The organism is Aeromonas sp. S13(2024) (genome assembly GCF_041402405.1).
Taxonomy (GTDB): Bacteria; Pseudomonadota; Gammaproteobacteria; order Enterobacterales; family Aeromonadaceae; genus Aeromonas; species Aeromonas veronii.
The window spans coordinates 56,742-73,137 of record NZ_JBGLRA010000018.1; the positions used below are offsets into that span (position 1 = coordinate 56,742).

The following is a 16,396-nucleotide window of genomic DNA, read 5'->3' on the forward strand; positions in this document are numbered from 1 at the left end:
GTCTGGCATGGTCGGATAATAGGCGAAATTGCAGCGGATTCGCGGGATGGTGCTGCGCCCTGGCTGGTCGGGCGGGATGTCCGGTATATGATGTGAGCAGTGCCGCCTGCAGAGTGGGCAGGGGCGGGTACACCGCTGAAATAACGAGGGAGAGGAAATGGAACTGCGCTGCGCCTGGGTGACCAAAGACCCGGAATACATTGAATACCATGACAAACAGTGGGGCAGGCCGGTCTATGACGCCCGCGAGCTGTTTGCCAAGCTCTGCCTCGACGGCCAGCAGGCGGGGCTGTCGTGGATCACCATCCTCAAGCGCACCGAAAGCTATTACCGCGCCTATGCGGACTTTGATCCGGTGCAGATTGCCCGGTTCGACGAGCAGGATGTGGAGCGGTTGATGCAGGACTGCGGCATTATCCGCAACCGGCTCAAGGTGCAGTCGATCATCAGAAATGCCCGTGCTTATCTGGCGTTGCAGGAGCAGGGGATCGACTTCGCCGATTACCTGTGGGGCTTTGTGGGCGGCGCCCCCATTGTCAACCAGCGGCAGGGCAACGGCGATATTCCGGCGACCTCACCGGAGTCGGATGCCATGTCGAAAGCGCTCAAGAAGCTCGGCTTCAACTTCGTCGGCAGCACCATCTGTTACGCCTTTATGCAGGCGGTGGGGATGGTGAACGATCATCTGGTCAGCTGTCCTTGCCACGCCGAGTGTCAGTTACCGCGCTGACAACCCGCCGATTGCCCAAAAAAACACCACTCTCGCCATCTGTTCAGGCTTGCGTCAGACAATGGCGTGCCAGCGCGTTACAATCCGGCCCCCGGCATGGTGCCGGATTGTTTTCACAGAGGTTTTTTCATGCGAGCCAAGATCCTGGTGCCTGCTCTGGCACTGACCGTTGCCCTGAGCGGCTGTACCACCAACCCCTACACAGGTGAATCCCAGACCTCCAAAGGTGCCTGGGGCGCGCTGGCTGGCGCCGCTGCCGGTGCGGCCGTAGGTGCGCTCTCCTCCAGCAAGGGTGACCGCAAGAAGGGCATCCTGACCGGCGTTGCTGCTGGCGCGGCGCTGGGTGGTGGTATCGGCTACTACATGGACGTGCAGGAAGCCAAGCTGCGCGAGAAGCTGCAGGGCACCGGCGTCAGCGTGACCCGTAATGGCAATGAGCTGATCCTCAACATGCCGAACAACGTGACCTTCGACAGCTCCAGCTCCCAGCTGAAAGCGGCCGGAGCCAACACCCTCTCCGGCGTGGCCATGGTCGTTGCCGAGTTCGACAAGACCCGCCTGAACGTGGTCGGTCACACCGACAGCACAGGTTCCCGCGACCTGAACATGAAGCTCTCCCGCGATCGTGCCGATGCCGTTGCCGCCCAGCTGATTGGTCAGGGCGTAGCAGGCAGCCGCATCTCCACCACTGGCGTGGGCCCGGATCAGCCGGTTGCTACCAACAGCACCGCCGCTGGCAAAGCCCAGAACCGCCGCGTGACCATTACCCTGACCCCGACCGCCTAAGTCGTTCAGGTTTCGGTAACGAAAAGGCCCCGCCAGTGATGGCGGGGCCTTTCTATTGGCGCCGTTGCGAGCAATGGCGCCTTGTTGTTTGCTCCCTTCTCACCTCGTGGGAGAAGGGGCGGGGATGAGGGGGATAAGCGCCTCTTAGACAGCCGCTGTCAGCTGCACTTCGACCTTATAGCCTTCGTGGGCGAGGCGGGCCTGTACGCAGGCGCGGACCGGTGCGGTGCCTGCCGGGATCCAGGCATCCCACTGCTCGTTGAAGGCGGCGATGTCCTGAATGTCTTTGAGATAGATGTTGGCCATCAGAATTTTGTCTACGCCGGAGCCGTTGGCTTCCAGCAGGCGCTGCAGGCTTGCCAGCACTTCGCGGGTCTGCTGGTGGATGTCGGCCTCTTCGCTGACGGGCACTTCCACCACGTAGAGGGTGCCATTGTGGATGACCACGTCTGACCAACGCTGGGTGGTGCCGATTCGGGTAATGGTTGTCATGGAGTGCTCCGGTACGGGGGCTTATTGACCCTTGCGGATCAGATAGCGGTAGGGGGCCTGCTCTGTCTCGCTGGCGACCAGGGTGTGATCCATAAAGCGGCAGAAACTGGGGATGTCGCGGGTGGTTGAAGGATCGTCGGCACTGACCAGCAGGGTCTCGCCATCCGCCATCAGCCGCACTTTCTTGCGAACCATCATAACGGGTTCCGGGCAACGAAGCCCGATTGCGTCCAACTCGTGAGTTGCGCCGCAGAATAAATCACTCATCTATTATCAACCTTCAACCTATTCGGCTGCCAATGATACTCAGGGCTAAAAAATAATCAAACAAACGACCCATTCACCAGCATATGTAACCGAAATGTTATTCAACCCTATCCAGCTTGCGCCGGACGAGTAATATAAAAATTGAACCATATTCAACAAGGAGGTGAATATGCAGGTCTCCTACGGCAGATTACAGGCCTATGCAGGCATGGGGTTCTTGTCCTTCGCCATGATAGTGATGGGCAGCCCGATCGGGAATACCGGTACCTGGTTCGGCTCCATGGTGATGGTCGGGTTGGGGCTCTGGATCGAGCTCAGCGATTACTATGACGAGGATGAGGACGAGAACGATCAATCCTGAATCGGATGACGATTCAACAACAAAGGCGGAGCAATTCCGCCTTTGTCATTTCTGCCGTTTGGCAATGTGCCCGGATCAGCGGGTCGAGCGCATCGCCCGTTCCAGATGCAGCGCCGTCTGCTCCGGGTTGGCCTTGGGGTCGTTGAAGAAGTTGCTCAGCACATCGAGGATTGCCTGTCGCATATTGGTCGGCGTTGCCATCCCCTCCGCCATGCTGGGCAGCAGGTTGTCCTGCTTTTCCGCCAGCAGGAAATCCTGATAGGAGCGGACGGCGCAGCGGTCGAACTTGCTCATGTCGGGATTGGTCAGTGCCGGGATCGACCCCTTCACACGATTGAACTCCTCCTGAAATTGCGGCGTCATCAGCAGTTGGGCCAGATCCCCCTGCGCCTGCAACTGGGCCGGATCCCGCTGTTTGAACATGGCGATGGAGTCGAGGTTGTAGCTGAACAGTCCGGCGCTGCCCGGGCTCGGCAGGCAGGCGATATCCTCACCCGGCCGGTAGTTGCCCGCGCTCAGCTCCCCCTTCACCCAGTCCCCCATCACCTGCATGGCTGCGCCACTGCTCTCCAGCAGATTGGTGGCCTGATGCCACTTCAGACCGGCGTATTTTTGCGGCACATAGGCGCGCAGCTGCTGGAAACGGGTCAACACCCGCACCATGTCGGGGCCGGTCAGGGTGGCGCTGTCCTGCTCGAGGAACGCCTTGCGATAGAATTCTTTTCCGCCCTCACCGAGTGCCACTGTTTCAAACAGTACCGCCAGCTGCCAGGGCTCGTTGCCGATGGCGAGCGGGGTGATGCCCCGTTTTTTAAGCTGGTCGGCGACGGTGACAAACTGGGCCCAGTCGGTGGGAGGAGTCAGCTTGTTGCGCTCGAAGATCTTGCGGTTGAGCCACAGCCAGTTGACCCGGTGGATGCCGGTGGGCACTGCCATCAGGGCGCCATTCTGGCTGAGGGTGGCGCGCACCATGGGCGGCATCTGACTGTACCAGCCGAGGTGTTCGGCCATCGGGCTGAGGTCGCGCAAAAAGCCGAGTCCGGCCCACTCCTTGAGCTCGTAACCCTTGAGGTGGGCCGCTTCGGGCGGGTTGGCCGCCAGCGCCCGGCTCTTCAATACCGTCATGGCACTCTTGCCGCCGCCGCCCTGCACTGCAAAGTCGTTCCACTGGTTGCCCTGTTTGGTCCACTCGGATTTGAGCACTTCGACCGCTTTCGCTTCGCCGCCGGATGTCCACCAGTGCAGTACCTCCACCTGGGAGGCGGCAACGGGAGTAGAGAGCAGGGCGATGACAGAAAAAGACAACCACTTCATAAGGTTACTGCCTTGGTAGGGAGAGCGTGGCCTGCAGGCCACCTTGCGGACGATTTTCCAGCACCAGATCGCCACCGTGGGCGTGGGCAATGTTGCGGGCGATGCCAAGGCCGAGGCCGGTGCCGGCCTGATCCGTGCTGAGCCGGTAATAGGGTTCGAAGATGCGATCGAACTGATCGTCCGGCAGGCCGGGGCCCTCATCCATGATAAAGAGGATCAGCATCTCCTCGTCATCCATGATGATGATGCGCACCCGCTGGCCATATTTGATGCCGTTGTCCACCAGATTGCCGATGCAGCGCTTGAGCGCCAGCAGCTTGCCGCGATAGGGCCACTTGCAGTGCCCTTCGATGGTCAGCCGCTCGTCGTGCAGGTTCATCGACTCCGCCATCTGCTCAAGCAGGGCGTTGATGTCGATCTCCTCGATATTCTCGTGAATGTCGGTCTCTTTGACCGTCTGCAGCGCCCCTTTCACCATCAGCTCCAGCTCGTCGAGATCCTTGTTGAACTTGGCGATTTGTACCTCGTCATCGAGCAGCTCGACCCGCAGTCGCAGCCGGGTGATGGGGGTCTTGAGGTCGTGGGAGATGGAGCTGAACAGCCGCTCTCTATCGTCGATATAGCGACGGATGCGGTGCTGCATGATGTTGAAGGCGCGGGTCGCCGCCACGATTTCCGATGCTCCTTCCTCTTTGAGCGAAGGCTGATCGATATCCTTGCCCAGATTCACCGCCGCCTTGGCGAGACGGCGCAGCGGGCGGGTCTGCCAGCGCACCAGCATAAAGGTGAAGAAGCAGAGGAACACCGTCATCAGGGCGATGAAACGCACCTGGTTGCTCGGCATCACGGTATCGTCGAGGGTCATGTAGGGGGCGGGCAGCAGGGCCGCCAGATAGAGCCACTCCCCCTTTTCAATCTCGATCTGGGTCACCAGTACCGGTGGATTGAGCGGCTCCAGCGACAGGGTGTAGCGGGCCCAGGAGGAGGGGAGATCCGCCAGCAGGGTGTCGTTGTTGAAGACGTGGAGGTCGTCGGGCCGGGAGAAATCCACCTTGATCGCCATGGCGTCGGAGAGCTTGCGGGTCAGCACTCCTTGAACCTCCTCCAGCACCTGCGTCTTGCGTTCGCTGTCGGGGATGGCGTTGATGTGGATCTCTTCCTCGTTGAGCGAGACGAAGAAGCGGCTGCCCCCCATGTTGCGCAGCTGGTCTAGGGCGATATGGCGATACTGCAGCGGCAGGGATTTGAAGAAATTGACGGTGGAAGCGGCAGACATGGCGAGGTTGCGGGTGGTGCTGAGCATCCCCTCCAGCTCCCGCTTCTGGATCTGCTGCATCCAGATGCCGGTCAGAATGGTCTGGGAGAGCAGGATGGCCAGCAACAGCAGCAGGATCATCCGTGACAACAGGGAGCGGGGCACCAGCGCCCCCCAGGACCACTTGTTGCTCATGGCAGTTCGTGCACCTCGGCAATCAGCATGTAGCCACTGCCGCGGATGGTCTTGATGATGCGCGGGCTCTTGCCGTTGTCACCCAGCTTCTGGCGCAGACGGCTGATCTGTACGTCTATGCCGCGTTCCATCGGCAGGCTTTCGCGGCCGCGGGTGGCATCCGAGATGGTGTCCCGATCCAGCACCACGCCGGGCTGTTGCAGGAACATGCCGAGCAGCATGGCGTCGCTGCCGGAGAGATCCAGCAGGCTGCCATCATCATGGGTCAGCTGGTGGCTCAGGGTGTCGAGGGTCCACTCGGCAAAACGCAGACGGCGGCTTGGCTCTTTCTCTTTTTCCGGCTGGCGGAATTCGGCGCGGCGCAACAGCGCCTTGATGCGGGCCTGCAGTTCGCGGGGGCTGAACGGCTTGGCGATATAGTCGTCGGCGCCCAGTTCCAGACCGATCACCCGATCCGCTTCGTCGGAGGCGGCGGTCAGCATGATGATGGGCACCTGGGAGTCACGACGGATCTGCTGGCAGAGGGTAAAACCGTCCTCGCCGGGCATCATGATGTCCAGAATAATCAGGTCCGGGCTGTGCTGGGCGAGTTGCTGGCGCATCTCGTTGCCCTCCGCCGCCGTCAATACCTGAAAGCCCGCCCGGGTCAGGTACTCATTGAGCAGCTCGCGGATCTCTTGGTCGTCATCGACGATCAGCAGTTGTTTGCTCATTGACATATGTATGTGCATCCACCCATTTTTTTGTGCAGATTGAACCTGTCGGGGGAGTAAAAAGCAAGCAAGCCCCCTATCTAATGTGAGGTTTAAGGCAATAACAGCCTATTGATAAGATTAAAACGAAAAAAGGCCGACCCAAACGGGACGGCCAACAGACAGCTTCTGACCACTGACGAGCACCCCGTGTGGCGATCGTCACAGACTTGAAAAGGGGCCAGTCAGACTGGCCCCGAAAAGGGACAACTCTCAGTAGTGCATCCCGTCGATCCGGCTGGTTATCACACCCGTTCAAACACGGTGGCGATGCCCTGACCCAGACCGATACACATGGTGGCAACCCCCAGGGTGGCATCCTTCTCCTCCATCAGATTGATGAGGGTGGTGGAGATGCGGGCGCCGGAGCAGCCGAGAGGGTGACCCAGCGCAATGGCGCCGCCGTTCAGGTTCACCTTCTCGTCCACCAGATCCTGCAGACCCAGATCCTTCACGCAGGGCAGGGACTGGGCGGCAAACGCCTCGTTCAGCTCGAACAGGTCGATATCACCGACAGTCAGACCGGCACGCTTGAGCGCCTTCTGGGTCGCCGGCACCGGGCCGTAACCCATGATGGCGGCGTCACAGCCGGCGATGGCCATGGCACGTACCTTGGCGCGCGGCGTGAGGCCGAGGGCCTTGGCGCGATCCGCGCTCATCACCAGCATGGCGGCGGCGCCATCGGACAGGGCCGAGGAGCTGCCGGCGGTGACGGTGCCGTTGACCGGGTCAAACACCGGGCGCAGTTGGCTCAGGGTTTCGACCGTGGTCTCCGGGCGGATCACCTCGTCGTAGTCGTAGAAGAAGCGGGCGCCGCTGGCGTCATGGCCTTCCAGCCCGACGATCTCCTTGGCAAAACGCCCTTCCACGGTGGCCGCGTGAGCACGGCGGTGGGAGCGGGCGGCAAACTCGTCCTGCTGCTGACGGCTGATGCCGTGCAGCTTGCCGAGCATTTCGGCGGTCAGCCCCATCATGCCGGAGGCTTTCGCCACCGACTTGGCCATGCCGGGGTGGAAGTCAACGCCGTGGCTCATCGGCACGTGACCCATGTGCTCGACGCCGCCGATGATGAAGATATCCCCATCACCTACCTGAATGGCGCGGGAGGCGTCATGCAGCGCCTGCATACTGGAGCCGCACAGACGGTTGACGGTGACCGCCCCCACCTGCTTCGGAATGCCGGCCAGCAAGGCGGCGTTGCGGGCGATGTTGAAGCCCTGCTCCAGGGTCTGCTGCACGCAGCCCCAGTAGATATCCTCGATCTCGTTCGGGTCGAGGTTGGGGTTGCGCAGCAGGATGGATTTCATCAGGTGCGCGGACAGATCTTCTGCACGCACGTTGCGGAAGGCGCCGCCCTTGGACCGGCCCATCGGGGTCCGGATACAGTCGACAATGACTACGTCTTTCATGAATGGATCTCCTTTCCGCAATCAGTAGAAGGTTTTGCCCTGGGCGGCCATCTCGCGTAAGCGGTCGCTGACGCGGTAGAGCGGGCCCAAGTCGGCATACTGGTCGGCCATGGCCACGTAGCGATCCAGACCGATAGTGTCCAGATAGCGGAACACGCCGCCGCGGAAGGGAGGGAAGCCCAGACCGTAGACCAGTGCGATGTCGGCTTCGGCTGGCGTGGCGACAATGCCCTCTTCCAGACAGAGCACCACTTCATTGATCATCGGGATCATCATGCGAGCGATGATGGCTTCCTTGTCAAAGTCCTGCTTCGGCTTGGCAATGGGGGCCAGCAGCTCGTAAGCAGCGGCGTCGGCCACCTTCTTCGGCTTGCCCTTCTTGTCCTGCTCGTAGGCGTAGAAGCCCTTGCCGTTCTTCTGACCGAAGCGGTTCACTTCGTACATCACGTCGATGGCGGTGCGGCCTTCCTTGCTCATCCGCGCCGGGAAGCCTTGCGCCATCACGTCACCGGCATGGTGACCGGTGTCGATGCCGACCACATCCAGCAGGTAGGCGGGGCCCATGGGCCAGCCGAACTCCTTCTCCATCACCTTGTCGACGGCGGCGAAGTCGGCACCATCGGCGACCAGCTTGTTGAAGCCGAAGAAGTAGGGGAACAGCACCCGGTTGACGAAGAAGCCCGGGCAGTCGTTGACCACCACAGGCGACTTGCCCATGGCGGCGGCATAGGCCACCACGCGGTTGATGGTTTCATCGGAGGTCTGCTCGCCGCGGATGATCTCCACCAGTGGCATGCGGTGCACCGGGTTGAAGAAGTGCATGCCGCAGAAGTTCTGCGGGCGCTTCAGCCCCTTGGCCAGCAGGGAGATGGGGATGGTGGAGGTGTTGCTGGCGAGCACGGCGTCTTCGCCAATGATCCCTTCTACTTCGCCCAGTACGGCGGCTTTCACCTTGGGATTCTCGACCACGGCTTCGACCACGACGTCCACATGCTTGACGTTGTCATAGCTGAGGGTCGGAGTGATGGCAGAGAGCACCTGGCCCATCTTGATGCCATCGATGCGGCCCTTTTCGAGCTGGCCGTTGAGCAGCTTGGTGGCTTCGCCCATGCCAAGTGCCAGTGCCTTCTCGTTGATATCCTTCATCACCGCCGGAATGCCCTTGCTGGCAGACTGGTAGGCGATGCCGCCCCCCATGATGCCGGCACCCAGTACGGCGGCATGGCCAGTGGCCTTGCTTGCCTGCTTGGCCGCCTTCTTGGCCAGCGCCTTGATGTGCTGGTCGTTCAGGAAGATACCGACCAGCGCCTTGGCGACATCGGTCTTGGCCAGCTTGATAAAGCCCTGCGCCTCAACGGCCAGCGCCTCGTCACGGCCCATGCCGGCGGCGGCCTCGACGGTTTTCACCGCAGTCATCGGCGCCGGATAGTGTTTGCCCGCCACGGCGGCAACCATGCCGGCGGCGGTGGTGAAGCTCATCATGGCTTCCAGTTTGGAGAGGCGCAGCGGCGCTTTTTTGGCGGCGCGACGGCTCTGCCAGTCCAGCTTGCCCGCGATGGCGTCCTTGATCATCTGCAGCGCAGCGCTCTGCAGCGCGTCGGGGGCGACCACGGCGTCGATGGCACCGACCTTGAGGGCGTCATCGGCACGGTAATCCTTGCCGGTGGTGATCCACTCGAGCGCGTTGTCGGCGCCGATCACCCGCGGCAGGCGGACGGTGCCGCCAAAGCCCGGCATGATGCCGAGTTTGGTCTCGGGCAAGCCAATCTTGGCGCTGGCGTCAGCCAGACGGAAGTCGGTGGAGAGAATGGTCTCGCAGCCGCCGCCCAGGGCGTGTCCCTTGATGGCAGAGAGGGTCGGAACCGGCAAATCTTCGATGGCATTGAAGATGTCGTTGGCCTTTTTCAGCCAGCCGAGCAGATCTTCTTGCGGCAGATCGAACAGTTCCAGGAATTCGGTAATGTCGGCACCGACGATAAAGGCGTCTTTGCCGGAGGTGAGGATCAGACCTTTTAGTTCACGTTCTTGTTGTAATGCGGCGATCGCTTCGCTCAGGGAGAGCAGGGTTGCGCGATCCAGCTTGTTGACTGAACCCGGGGCATCAAACCTCAGTTCGGCAATGCCGTTTTCGAGGTAGCTGACCGACAGGGTTTCGCCTTGGTAGATCATGAGAGTGTCTCCTTGTTCCCACTCAGTGGGGAGTGGTGCTCCTTAATCCCCAGCAGGGGGCGAGGCTCACTATTGATCCAAAAGGAGACATTTTCAACACCTATTTAAAACATTTGTTTAACAGATCTCGAGTAAAAGCTCTTCATCACAGAATGGGCAAAAGAGAGGCGCCTTGCGGCGCCTCGGATGAATATGAGTTTGTTATCAACTGGCCAGTTCCGGCCGGTTGCGATACTGGTTCAGTACCTCGGGATCGGCGAGGGCATGGGTGTTGTTGACCGGCCGGTTGTGTACCACTTCACGCACCGCCAGTTCGACGATCTTGCCGGACTTGGTGCGGGGGATGGCATCCACCTGCAGGATGCGGGCGGGCACGTGGCGGGTGGTGCAGTGCTGCTTTATTTGCTGGCGGATCCGCTCGCGCAGCGGCTCATCCAGCTTGCAGCCCGCCTTGAGCTTGACGAACAGCACCACCCGTTCGTCCTGCTGCCACTGCTGGCCGATGACGATGCTCTCCTCCACCTCGTCGAGTTGTTCAACATAGCGATAGATCTCGCTGGTGCCGATGCGCACGCCGCCCGGGTTGAGGGTGGCGTCGGAGCGGCCGTAGAACAGAATGCCGCCGGTCGGGGTCAGCTCGATCCAGTCGCCGTGGCACCAGATGTTGTCGAACCGCTCGAAGTAGGCTGCGTGGTACTTGTCGCCATTCTCGTCGCCCCAGAAGTAGATGGGCTGGGCCGGGAACGGCTTGGTGCAGACCAGCTCGCCCTTCTCCCCCTGCACCGGCTGGCCCGCTTCGTTGAACACCTGCACCGCGAGACCGAGGCCACGCCCCTGGCTCTCGCCGCGATAGACGGGGCTGAGGGGATTGCCGATGACGAAGCAGGAACAGATGTCGGTGCCGCCGGAGATGGAGCTCAGTTGTACATCTGTTTTGATCTGTTGATAGACGTAGTCGAACCCCTCCGGCGACAACACAGATCCGGTGCTGCAGATCAGCCGTAAGTGCGGCAAGTCGTGGCTCTTGATGGGGGTATAACCCTGCTTGTGCAGCGCGTCGAGATACTTGGCCGAGGTGCCGAACAGGGCGACCTCTTCGTCGCGGGCGAGATCCCACAGCACGTTGCCGTCCGGGTAAAATGGCGAGCCATCGTAGAGCACCAGGGTGGCGCCGGAGGCGAGGGCGCTCACCAGCCAGTTCCACATCATCCAGCCGCAGGTGGTGAAGTAGAAGATCCGCTCCCCGGGCTTGATGTCACAGTGCAGCTGGTGCTCTTTCAGATGTTGCAGCAGGGTGCCGCCGATGCCGTGCACGATACACTTGGGCTTGCCGGTGGTACCGGAGGAGTAGAGGATATAGAGCGGGTCATTGAAGGCCATCGGCTCGAACTGGAGGCTGGCGTCCGGCTGGCTCGCCAGCACTTGCTGCCAGTCGTGACCAAGCTGCAGCGGGTTGCCGAGCAGGGGGATCATCACCGTCTGCTCTATGCTGCCGATCTGGCTGACGACCCCTACTACTTTGTCCTGAATATCGATAGCTTTGCCGTTGTAGCGATAGCCATCCACCGCAAACAGCACCCGTGGCCGGGTCTGGCCGAAGCGCTCTACCACGCTGGCCTCGCCAAAGTCGGGGCTGGTGGAGGTCCAGATCGCCCCGAGGCTGGTGGTTGCCAGCATGGCAACCACGGTTTCCGGAATATTGGGCAGATAGGCGGCGACCACATCGCCACGACCAATCCCCTGCTGGCGCAGCCACTGCGCCAGCCGGGCAACCTGTTCCCCCAATTTACCCCAGCTCAAAGTGCGACTTGGGCTCCCTTCGATGCGGGAGATGATGGCCGGGCTCTCGTCCTGGCGGCGCAGCAGGTTTTCGGCGAAGTTGAGGCGGCTGTCGGGGAACCAGCGGGTGCGCTGCATATCCTGACGGTTCTCCGCCACTATGTTGCCGAGCTCGCCCTTGACGCCGCAGTGCTGCCATACCAGCGGCCAGAAACGGGTGGTCTTCTCCACCGACCATTGATAAAGCTGCGGGTAGTTCTGCAACTGCAAGCCGTGGAAACGGTTTACCTCCGCCATAAAACGGTAGAGGTTGGATTGCTGCATCCTGAGCGGATCCGGTTGCCACAGGCAGAGGTTGTCCATGAGTAATCCCTGACTTCATGTATCTACCGGCAGTGTATTGAATTGTTTTTGATTTGTTAATGATTGGTTTTCTGTTGATAACAAACACGTTTGTAACGTATGCGTTACCTCACGAAGCGGCAGCTTGACGGGTCGAGCCGCCAAGCGCTTGATGTTATGCTGCAATCACATTCACCTCGGAGCAGGACGCCATGAGCAGCTACAGCCAACTTTTTGCCCAGCACCTCGATACCTTGCAGCAGCGCACCCGCGACATTCTGCAACAACAGGGGCTCAGCGGACTGGCCATCCACTCCGGCCAGACCCACCGCATCTTCCTCGATGATCAGGATTACCCGTTCAAGGTAAACCCGCACTTCAAAGCCTGGTTGCCGGTGCTGGACAATCCCCACTGCTGGCTGCTGGTGGACGGGGTGAACAAACCAATCCTGCTGTTCTACCGCCCGGTGGATTTCTGGCACAAGGTGGCGGATCTGCCCAACGCCTTCTGGGTCGAGTTCTTCGATATCCGTTTCCTGACCCGGCCGGAACAGGTGGCCGACCATCTACCTGCCAACAAGCAGGAGTGGGCCTATCTGGGCGGTCATCTGGAAGTGGCCGAGCTGCTGGGGCTGACCCAGCCCAATCCGGAGGCGGTGCTCAACTACCTGCACTATCACCGCGCCTACAAGACCCCCTACGAGCTGGAGTGTCTGCGCGAGGCGAACCGGATCGGGGTTCGCGGCCATATCGCCGCCAAGGACTCTTTTATGGCGGGGGCGAGCGAGTTCGAGATTAATCTGGCCTACATGAAGGCAGTCGGGCAGGGCGCCAATGAGGCGCCCTACGGCAATATCGTCGCTATCAACCGCAATGCGGCCATCCTTCACTACACCCATTTGTCCGCCGTGCGGGTGCCCGATGCGGAACGTCACTCCTTCCTGATCGATGCCGGCGTCGATTTTCACGGTTATGCCTCCGACATCACCCGTACCTGGGCGTGGCGGCGCGGCGAGTTTGCCGATCTGATTGCTGCCCTCGACGAGCAGCAGCAGGAGATCATCAAGGAGATCAAGCCGGGTCGCCGCTACAGCGAGCTGCATCTGCAGATGCACCACAAGCTGGCGCGCCTGCTGCAAGCGACCGAGCTGGTGGATATGTCGGTAGACGAGATGATCAACACCGGGGTGACCAACGTCTTCTTCCCTCACGGCCTCGGCCACTTCCTCGGTTTGCAGGTGCACGATGCGGGCGGTTTCATGCAGGATGAGCGCGGCACCCACTTGGCGGCGCCCGAGCTGTTCCCCTATCTGCGCTGTACCCGGGTGATGGAGGTGGGTCAGGTGTTCACCATCGAGCCGGGCCTCTACTTCATCGACAGTTTGCTGGAGCCGCTGCGTCAGGGCGAACAGGGCAAACGGGTCAACTGGAACAAGGTGGAGGTGCTGCGTCCGTTCGGCGGCATCCGCATCGAAGACAACGTGGTGCTGCACGCCAACGGGGTGGAGAACATGACCAGACAAGCAGGGCTCTGATGGCGGCAGCGTACTCCATTCCGGCTGCCCCGCTGGAGTTGACCGAAGAGATAAAGAAGAGTCGCTTCATTACCCTGATCGCCCACACCCCGACCGTCGAGGCGGCCAAGGGGTGGGTCAACGAGATCAAGCGCCAACATCCGGCCGCTCGCCACCACTGCTGGGCCTTTGTGGCGGGCGCGCCGCAAGATAGTCAGGTTTATGGCTTCAGCGATGACGGCGAACCTTCCGGTACTGCGGGCAAACCGATCCTGGCCCAGCTGATGGGTTCGGGGATCGGTGAAATCTGTGCCGTGGTGGTGCGTTACTACGGCGGCATCCAGCTTGGCACCGGTGGGCTGGTCAAAGCCTATGGAGGCGGCGTCGGTGCCGCCCTCAAGCAACTGCCCACCCTGCTCAAGGTGCCACGCACTCCCTCTCTCATTCACTGCGATTACGGTGACATGGGGACGGTCGAGTCGCTGATCAGTAGCCATAATGGCGAATTGCTGGCGGCCGATTACGGTCAGCAGGTCACCTTGCAGGTGGCCTGGGAGTCCTCGGTTTGGGCTCAGGTGGACCGTGAATTGACCGACCGGACTCATGGGCGGGTATCCCTCAGCCCCTTAGATGGCTAGAATCCATCGCTCTTTAATTGGGGAAAGGGAGCTGTAATGCACATTCTGAGCATTATTCGCATTGTTGGCCTGCTGGTTGCGCTGTTCAGCTCGACCATGCTGTTGCCTGCACTGGTGGCCTTTGGCTATCGGGATGGTGGTGGTGCCGAGTTCGTCAGCTCTTTTCTGATCGCCCTGCTGCTCGGCGTGGTGCTCTGGTTTCCCAATCGCTATCACAAGAAGGAGATGCGCTCGAAAGAGGGCTTTCTGATTGTGGTGTTGTTCTGGACCGTGTTGGGCAGTGTGGGGGCTGTGCCCTTCATCATGAGCGATGTGCCGGATATGTCGGTCTCGGAGGCCTTCTTCGAATCTTTTTCCGGCCTGACCACCACTGGCGCAACGGTACTGACCGGGCTCGATAACCTGCCCAAGGCGTTTCTGTTCTATCGCCAGTTGCTGCAGTGGCTGGGGGGGATGGGGATCATCGTACTGGCGGTGGCCATTCTGCCACTGCTGGGTATCGGGGGCATGCAGCTCTATCGCGCCGAGATCCCGGGGCCGGTGAAGGATACCAAGGTGACGCCGCGCATCGCCGAAACAGCCAAGGCGCTCTGGTTCATCTATCTGCTGCTCACCGCACTCTGTGCGCTGGCCTACTGGCTCGCCGGAATGACGCTGTTCGATGCGGTGTGCCATTCGTTCTCGACTCTGTCGGTCGGTGGCTTCTCCACTCACGATGCCAGCATCGGTTTCTTCAACAGTCCGGTCATCAACCTGATTACCGTGGTGTTCCTGCTGCTGGCCAGCGTGAACTTTGCGCTCCACTTTACCGTTTTCTCTCACCGTCCGGTGCGGCTCGGGCGCTACCTCTATGATTCGGAGCTCAAGGTGTTCCTGGCCATTCAGGCGACCCTGGTGATGATCTGCTTTGTCGCCTTGCTGACCCACGGACACTACGCCACTTGGCAAGAGGCGCTCAACCACGGTCTTTTCCAGGCGGTCTCTCTGGGGACCACCACCGGCTACAGCACCACGACCTATGCAGATTGGCCCTCGTTCCTGCCCATGTTGCTGATGTTCTCCGCCTTTATCGGCTGTTGCGCGGGCAGTACTGGGGGCGGTATCAAGGTGATGCGTTTTATGATCCTGTTCATGCAGGGGATGCGCGAGTTGAAGCGGTTGGTTCACCCCAGAGCCATCTATACCTTGAAGCTGGGGAATCGGGCGGTGCCCGAGCGCATCGTCGAGGCGGTGTGGGGCTACTTCGCCACCTATATTATTCTCTTCTTTATGTTCATGCTGCTGTTGCTGATGACGGGGCTGAACGAAGTGACAGCATTCACCGCTGTTGCTGCGGCTTTCACCAACGTAGGCCCGGGTTTGGGAGAGGTATCAGCCAACTTCGGCAATATCTCGCCAGCGGCCCAGTGGGTACTGGTGTTGGCCATGTTGTTTGGTCGATTGGAAATTTTCACGCTTCTGGTACTGTTTACTCCTGCATTCTGGCGTAGTTGAGGTTGTTATGGACAAGATTCTGGTGCTTTATTCCTCTCGGGATGGCCAAACCCGCAAAATAGTCGATGTCATGCTGGAGCAGATGCCGGGATGCGAAGTGGTGATGCACGACCTGCACACCTTGCCGATGTGCAACCTCAGCAAGTATGCCAAGGTCTTGATCGGCGCCTCCATTCGTTATGGCAACTTCCACCCCAGCCTGTTCAGCTTTATTCACGCTCATCAGGAGCAGCTGGAGGTGGCCAATGCGGCCTTCTTCTGTGTCAACCTGACGGCCCGCAAGCCAGAGAAGCAGACGCCGCAAACCAATGCTTATATGAAGAAGTTCCTGCGCCTCTCTCCCTGGAAGCCGAAAACCCTGGGCGTCTTTGCCGGTGCGCTGCAGTACTCCCGCTATAACTGGTGGCAGACGCGCATCATCCAGCTGATCATGAAGATTACCGGTGGCAGTACCGACACCAGTAAGGACATTGAATTTACCGATTGGGAAAAGGTGCGCAGCTTTGCCCGCGAATTCTGGTCAAAAAGGTAGCAGCGTGATGTGAATTCAGGGTTTCTTGCCCGAAACAGCCCCGCCGATGCGGGGCTTTTGTTTAATAAAGCAACGGTTGAACCGAAAAACTGTAAAAAGTGCCATTTTTTGCAGTTTTCCTCTTGTCATCCCGGCGCGGCTCCCTATAATGCGCCCCTACCAGCACGGCGGAACACGCCGAACTGATGAGCCAGCTTCCTAGCGAAGTGGGCGCCGAAAGAAAAGCGAAAACAATCGCTTGACTTTCGAAGTGAGAAGCGTAATATGCGCCTCCTCAACGCGACAAGCGTGACGCTCTTTAACAATTTGAATCAAGCAATCTGTGTGGGCACTCACAGCATCGAACATCAAAAACAATTTTTGATTT

At 60.1% G+C, this 16,396-nt stretch carries 15 protein-coding genes; 7 read left to right on the plus strand and 8 right to left on the minus strand.

All coding sequences use genetic code 11. The features are described 5' to 3' along the window. Positions 1-157: 157 nt before the first annotated feature. Entirely contained in the window at positions 158-730 is a 573-nt protein-coding gene (locus tag ACB042_RS18340; RefSeq protein WP_371178872.1) for a DNA-3-methyladenine glycosylase I, read from the plus strand. A 129-nt stretch (positions 731-859) separates the two neighbouring features. Further along, positions 860-1,516 (plus strand): OmpA family lipoprotein, encoded by a 657-nt coding sequence (locus ACB042_RS18345; protein ID WP_005339468.1) that lies wholly within the window; start codon positions 860-862, stop codon positions 1,514-1,516. 144 nt (positions 1,517-1,660) lie between these two features. Here ACB042_RS18345 and ACB042_RS18350 read toward each other — a convergent pair whose 3' ends face one another. Beyond that, the gene (locus ACB042_RS18350; protein WP_005355943.1) at positions 1,661-2,008 is read right to left on the minus strand and encodes a RidA family protein; all 348 of its coding nucleotides are present in this window, start codon (positions 2,006-2,008) and stop codon (positions 1,661-1,663) included. A gap of 21 nt (positions 2,009-2,029) precedes the next feature. Continuing rightward, complete coding sequence (gene tusA / locus ACB042_RS18355; RefSeq protein ID WP_005339470.1) at positions 2,030-2,275, minus strand: sulfurtransferase TusA; 246 nt, start codon at positions 2,273-2,275, stop codon at positions 2,030-2,032. A gap of 169 nt (positions 2,276-2,444) precedes the next feature. Between tusA and ACB042_RS18360 the strand changes: the two genes are divergently transcribed. Next, a complete protein-coding gene (locus ACB042_RS18360) occupies positions 2,445-2,636 on the plus strand; it encodes a hypothetical protein (RefSeq protein ID WP_005339471.1) in 192 nt (63 codons plus the stop codon). A gap of 75 nt (positions 2,637-2,711) precedes the next feature. On the opposite strand, the gene ACB042_RS18365 is transcribed toward ACB042_RS18360, so the two are convergent. From ACB042_RS18365 to ACB042_RS18390, 6 genes are all read right to left on the minus strand, one after another. Beyond that, positions 2,712-3,950 (minus strand): ABC transporter substrate-binding protein, encoded by a 1,239-nt coding sequence (locus tag ACB042_RS18365; RefSeq protein WP_371178873.1) that lies wholly within the window; start codon positions 3,948-3,950, stop codon positions 2,712-2,714. A gap of 4 nt (positions 3,951-3,954) precedes the next feature. Then, positions 3,955-5,400: an ATP-binding protein gene (locus ACB042_RS18370; RefSeq protein WP_323897651.1), complete on the minus strand. Its 1,446-nt coding sequence runs from the start codon at positions 5,398-5,400 to the stop codon at positions 3,955-3,957. Next, a complete protein-coding gene (locus ACB042_RS18375; RefSeq protein WP_005339475.1) occupies positions 5,397-6,119 on the minus strand; it encodes a response regulator in 723 nt (240 codons plus the stop codon). The genes ACB042_RS18370 and ACB042_RS18375 overlap by 4 nt, the downstream gene beginning before the upstream one ends. Positions 6,120-6,397: 278 nt before the next feature. Further along, positions 6,398-7,561: an acetyl-CoA C-acyltransferase FadA gene (gene fadA, locus ACB042_RS18380; RefSeq protein ID WP_005342451.1), complete on the minus strand. Its 1,164-nt coding sequence runs from the start codon at positions 7,559-7,561 to the stop codon at positions 6,398-6,400. A 21-nt stretch (positions 7,562-7,582) separates the two neighbouring features. After that, positions 7,583-9,730: a fatty acid oxidation complex subunit alpha FadB gene (gene fadB / locus ACB042_RS18385; RefSeq protein ID WP_371178874.1), complete on the minus strand. Its 2,148-nt coding sequence runs from the start codon at positions 9,728-9,730 to the stop codon at positions 7,583-7,585. Between the two features lie 204 nt (positions 9,731-9,934). Next, positions 9,935-11,872 (minus strand): acetoacetate--CoA ligase, encoded by a 1,938-nt coding sequence (locus ACB042_RS18390; protein ID WP_371178875.1) that lies wholly within the window; start codon positions 11,870-11,872, stop codon positions 9,935-9,937. A gap of 191 nt (positions 11,873-12,063) precedes the next feature. Between ACB042_RS18390 and pepQ the strand changes: the two genes are divergently transcribed. The 4 genes from pepQ to hemG are packed head-to-tail and all read left to right on the plus strand — an operon-like array spanning position 12,064 to position 16,029. Continuing rightward, positions 12,064-13,386, plus strand: coding sequence for a Xaa-Pro dipeptidase (gene pepQ, locus ACB042_RS18395; protein WP_323930892.1), 1,323 nt, complete (start codon positions 12,064-12,066; stop codon positions 13,384-13,386). Beyond that, positions 13,386-14,003 carry a YigZ family protein gene (locus ACB042_RS18400; protein WP_043825947.1) on the plus strand — a complete coding sequence of 206 codons (618 nt, stop codon included), beginning with the start codon at positions 13,386-13,388 and terminating at the stop codon, positions 14,001-14,003. Before pepQ ends, ACB042_RS18400 begins: the two co-directional genes overlap by 1 nt. A 36-nt stretch (positions 14,004-14,039) precedes the next feature. Further along, positions 14,040-15,497 (plus strand): TrkH family potassium uptake protein, encoded by a 1,458-nt coding sequence (locus tag ACB042_RS18405; protein WP_005339482.1) that lies wholly within the window; start codon positions 14,040-14,042, stop codon positions 15,495-15,497. Positions 15,498-15,504: 7 nt separating this feature from the next. Continuing rightward, a complete protein-coding gene (gene hemG / locus ACB042_RS18410; RefSeq protein ID WP_005339483.1) occupies positions 15,505-16,029 on the plus strand; it encodes a menaquinone-dependent protoporphyrinogen IX dehydrogenase in 525 nt (174 codons plus the stop codon). Positions 16,030-16,396: the final 367 nt, after the last annotated feature.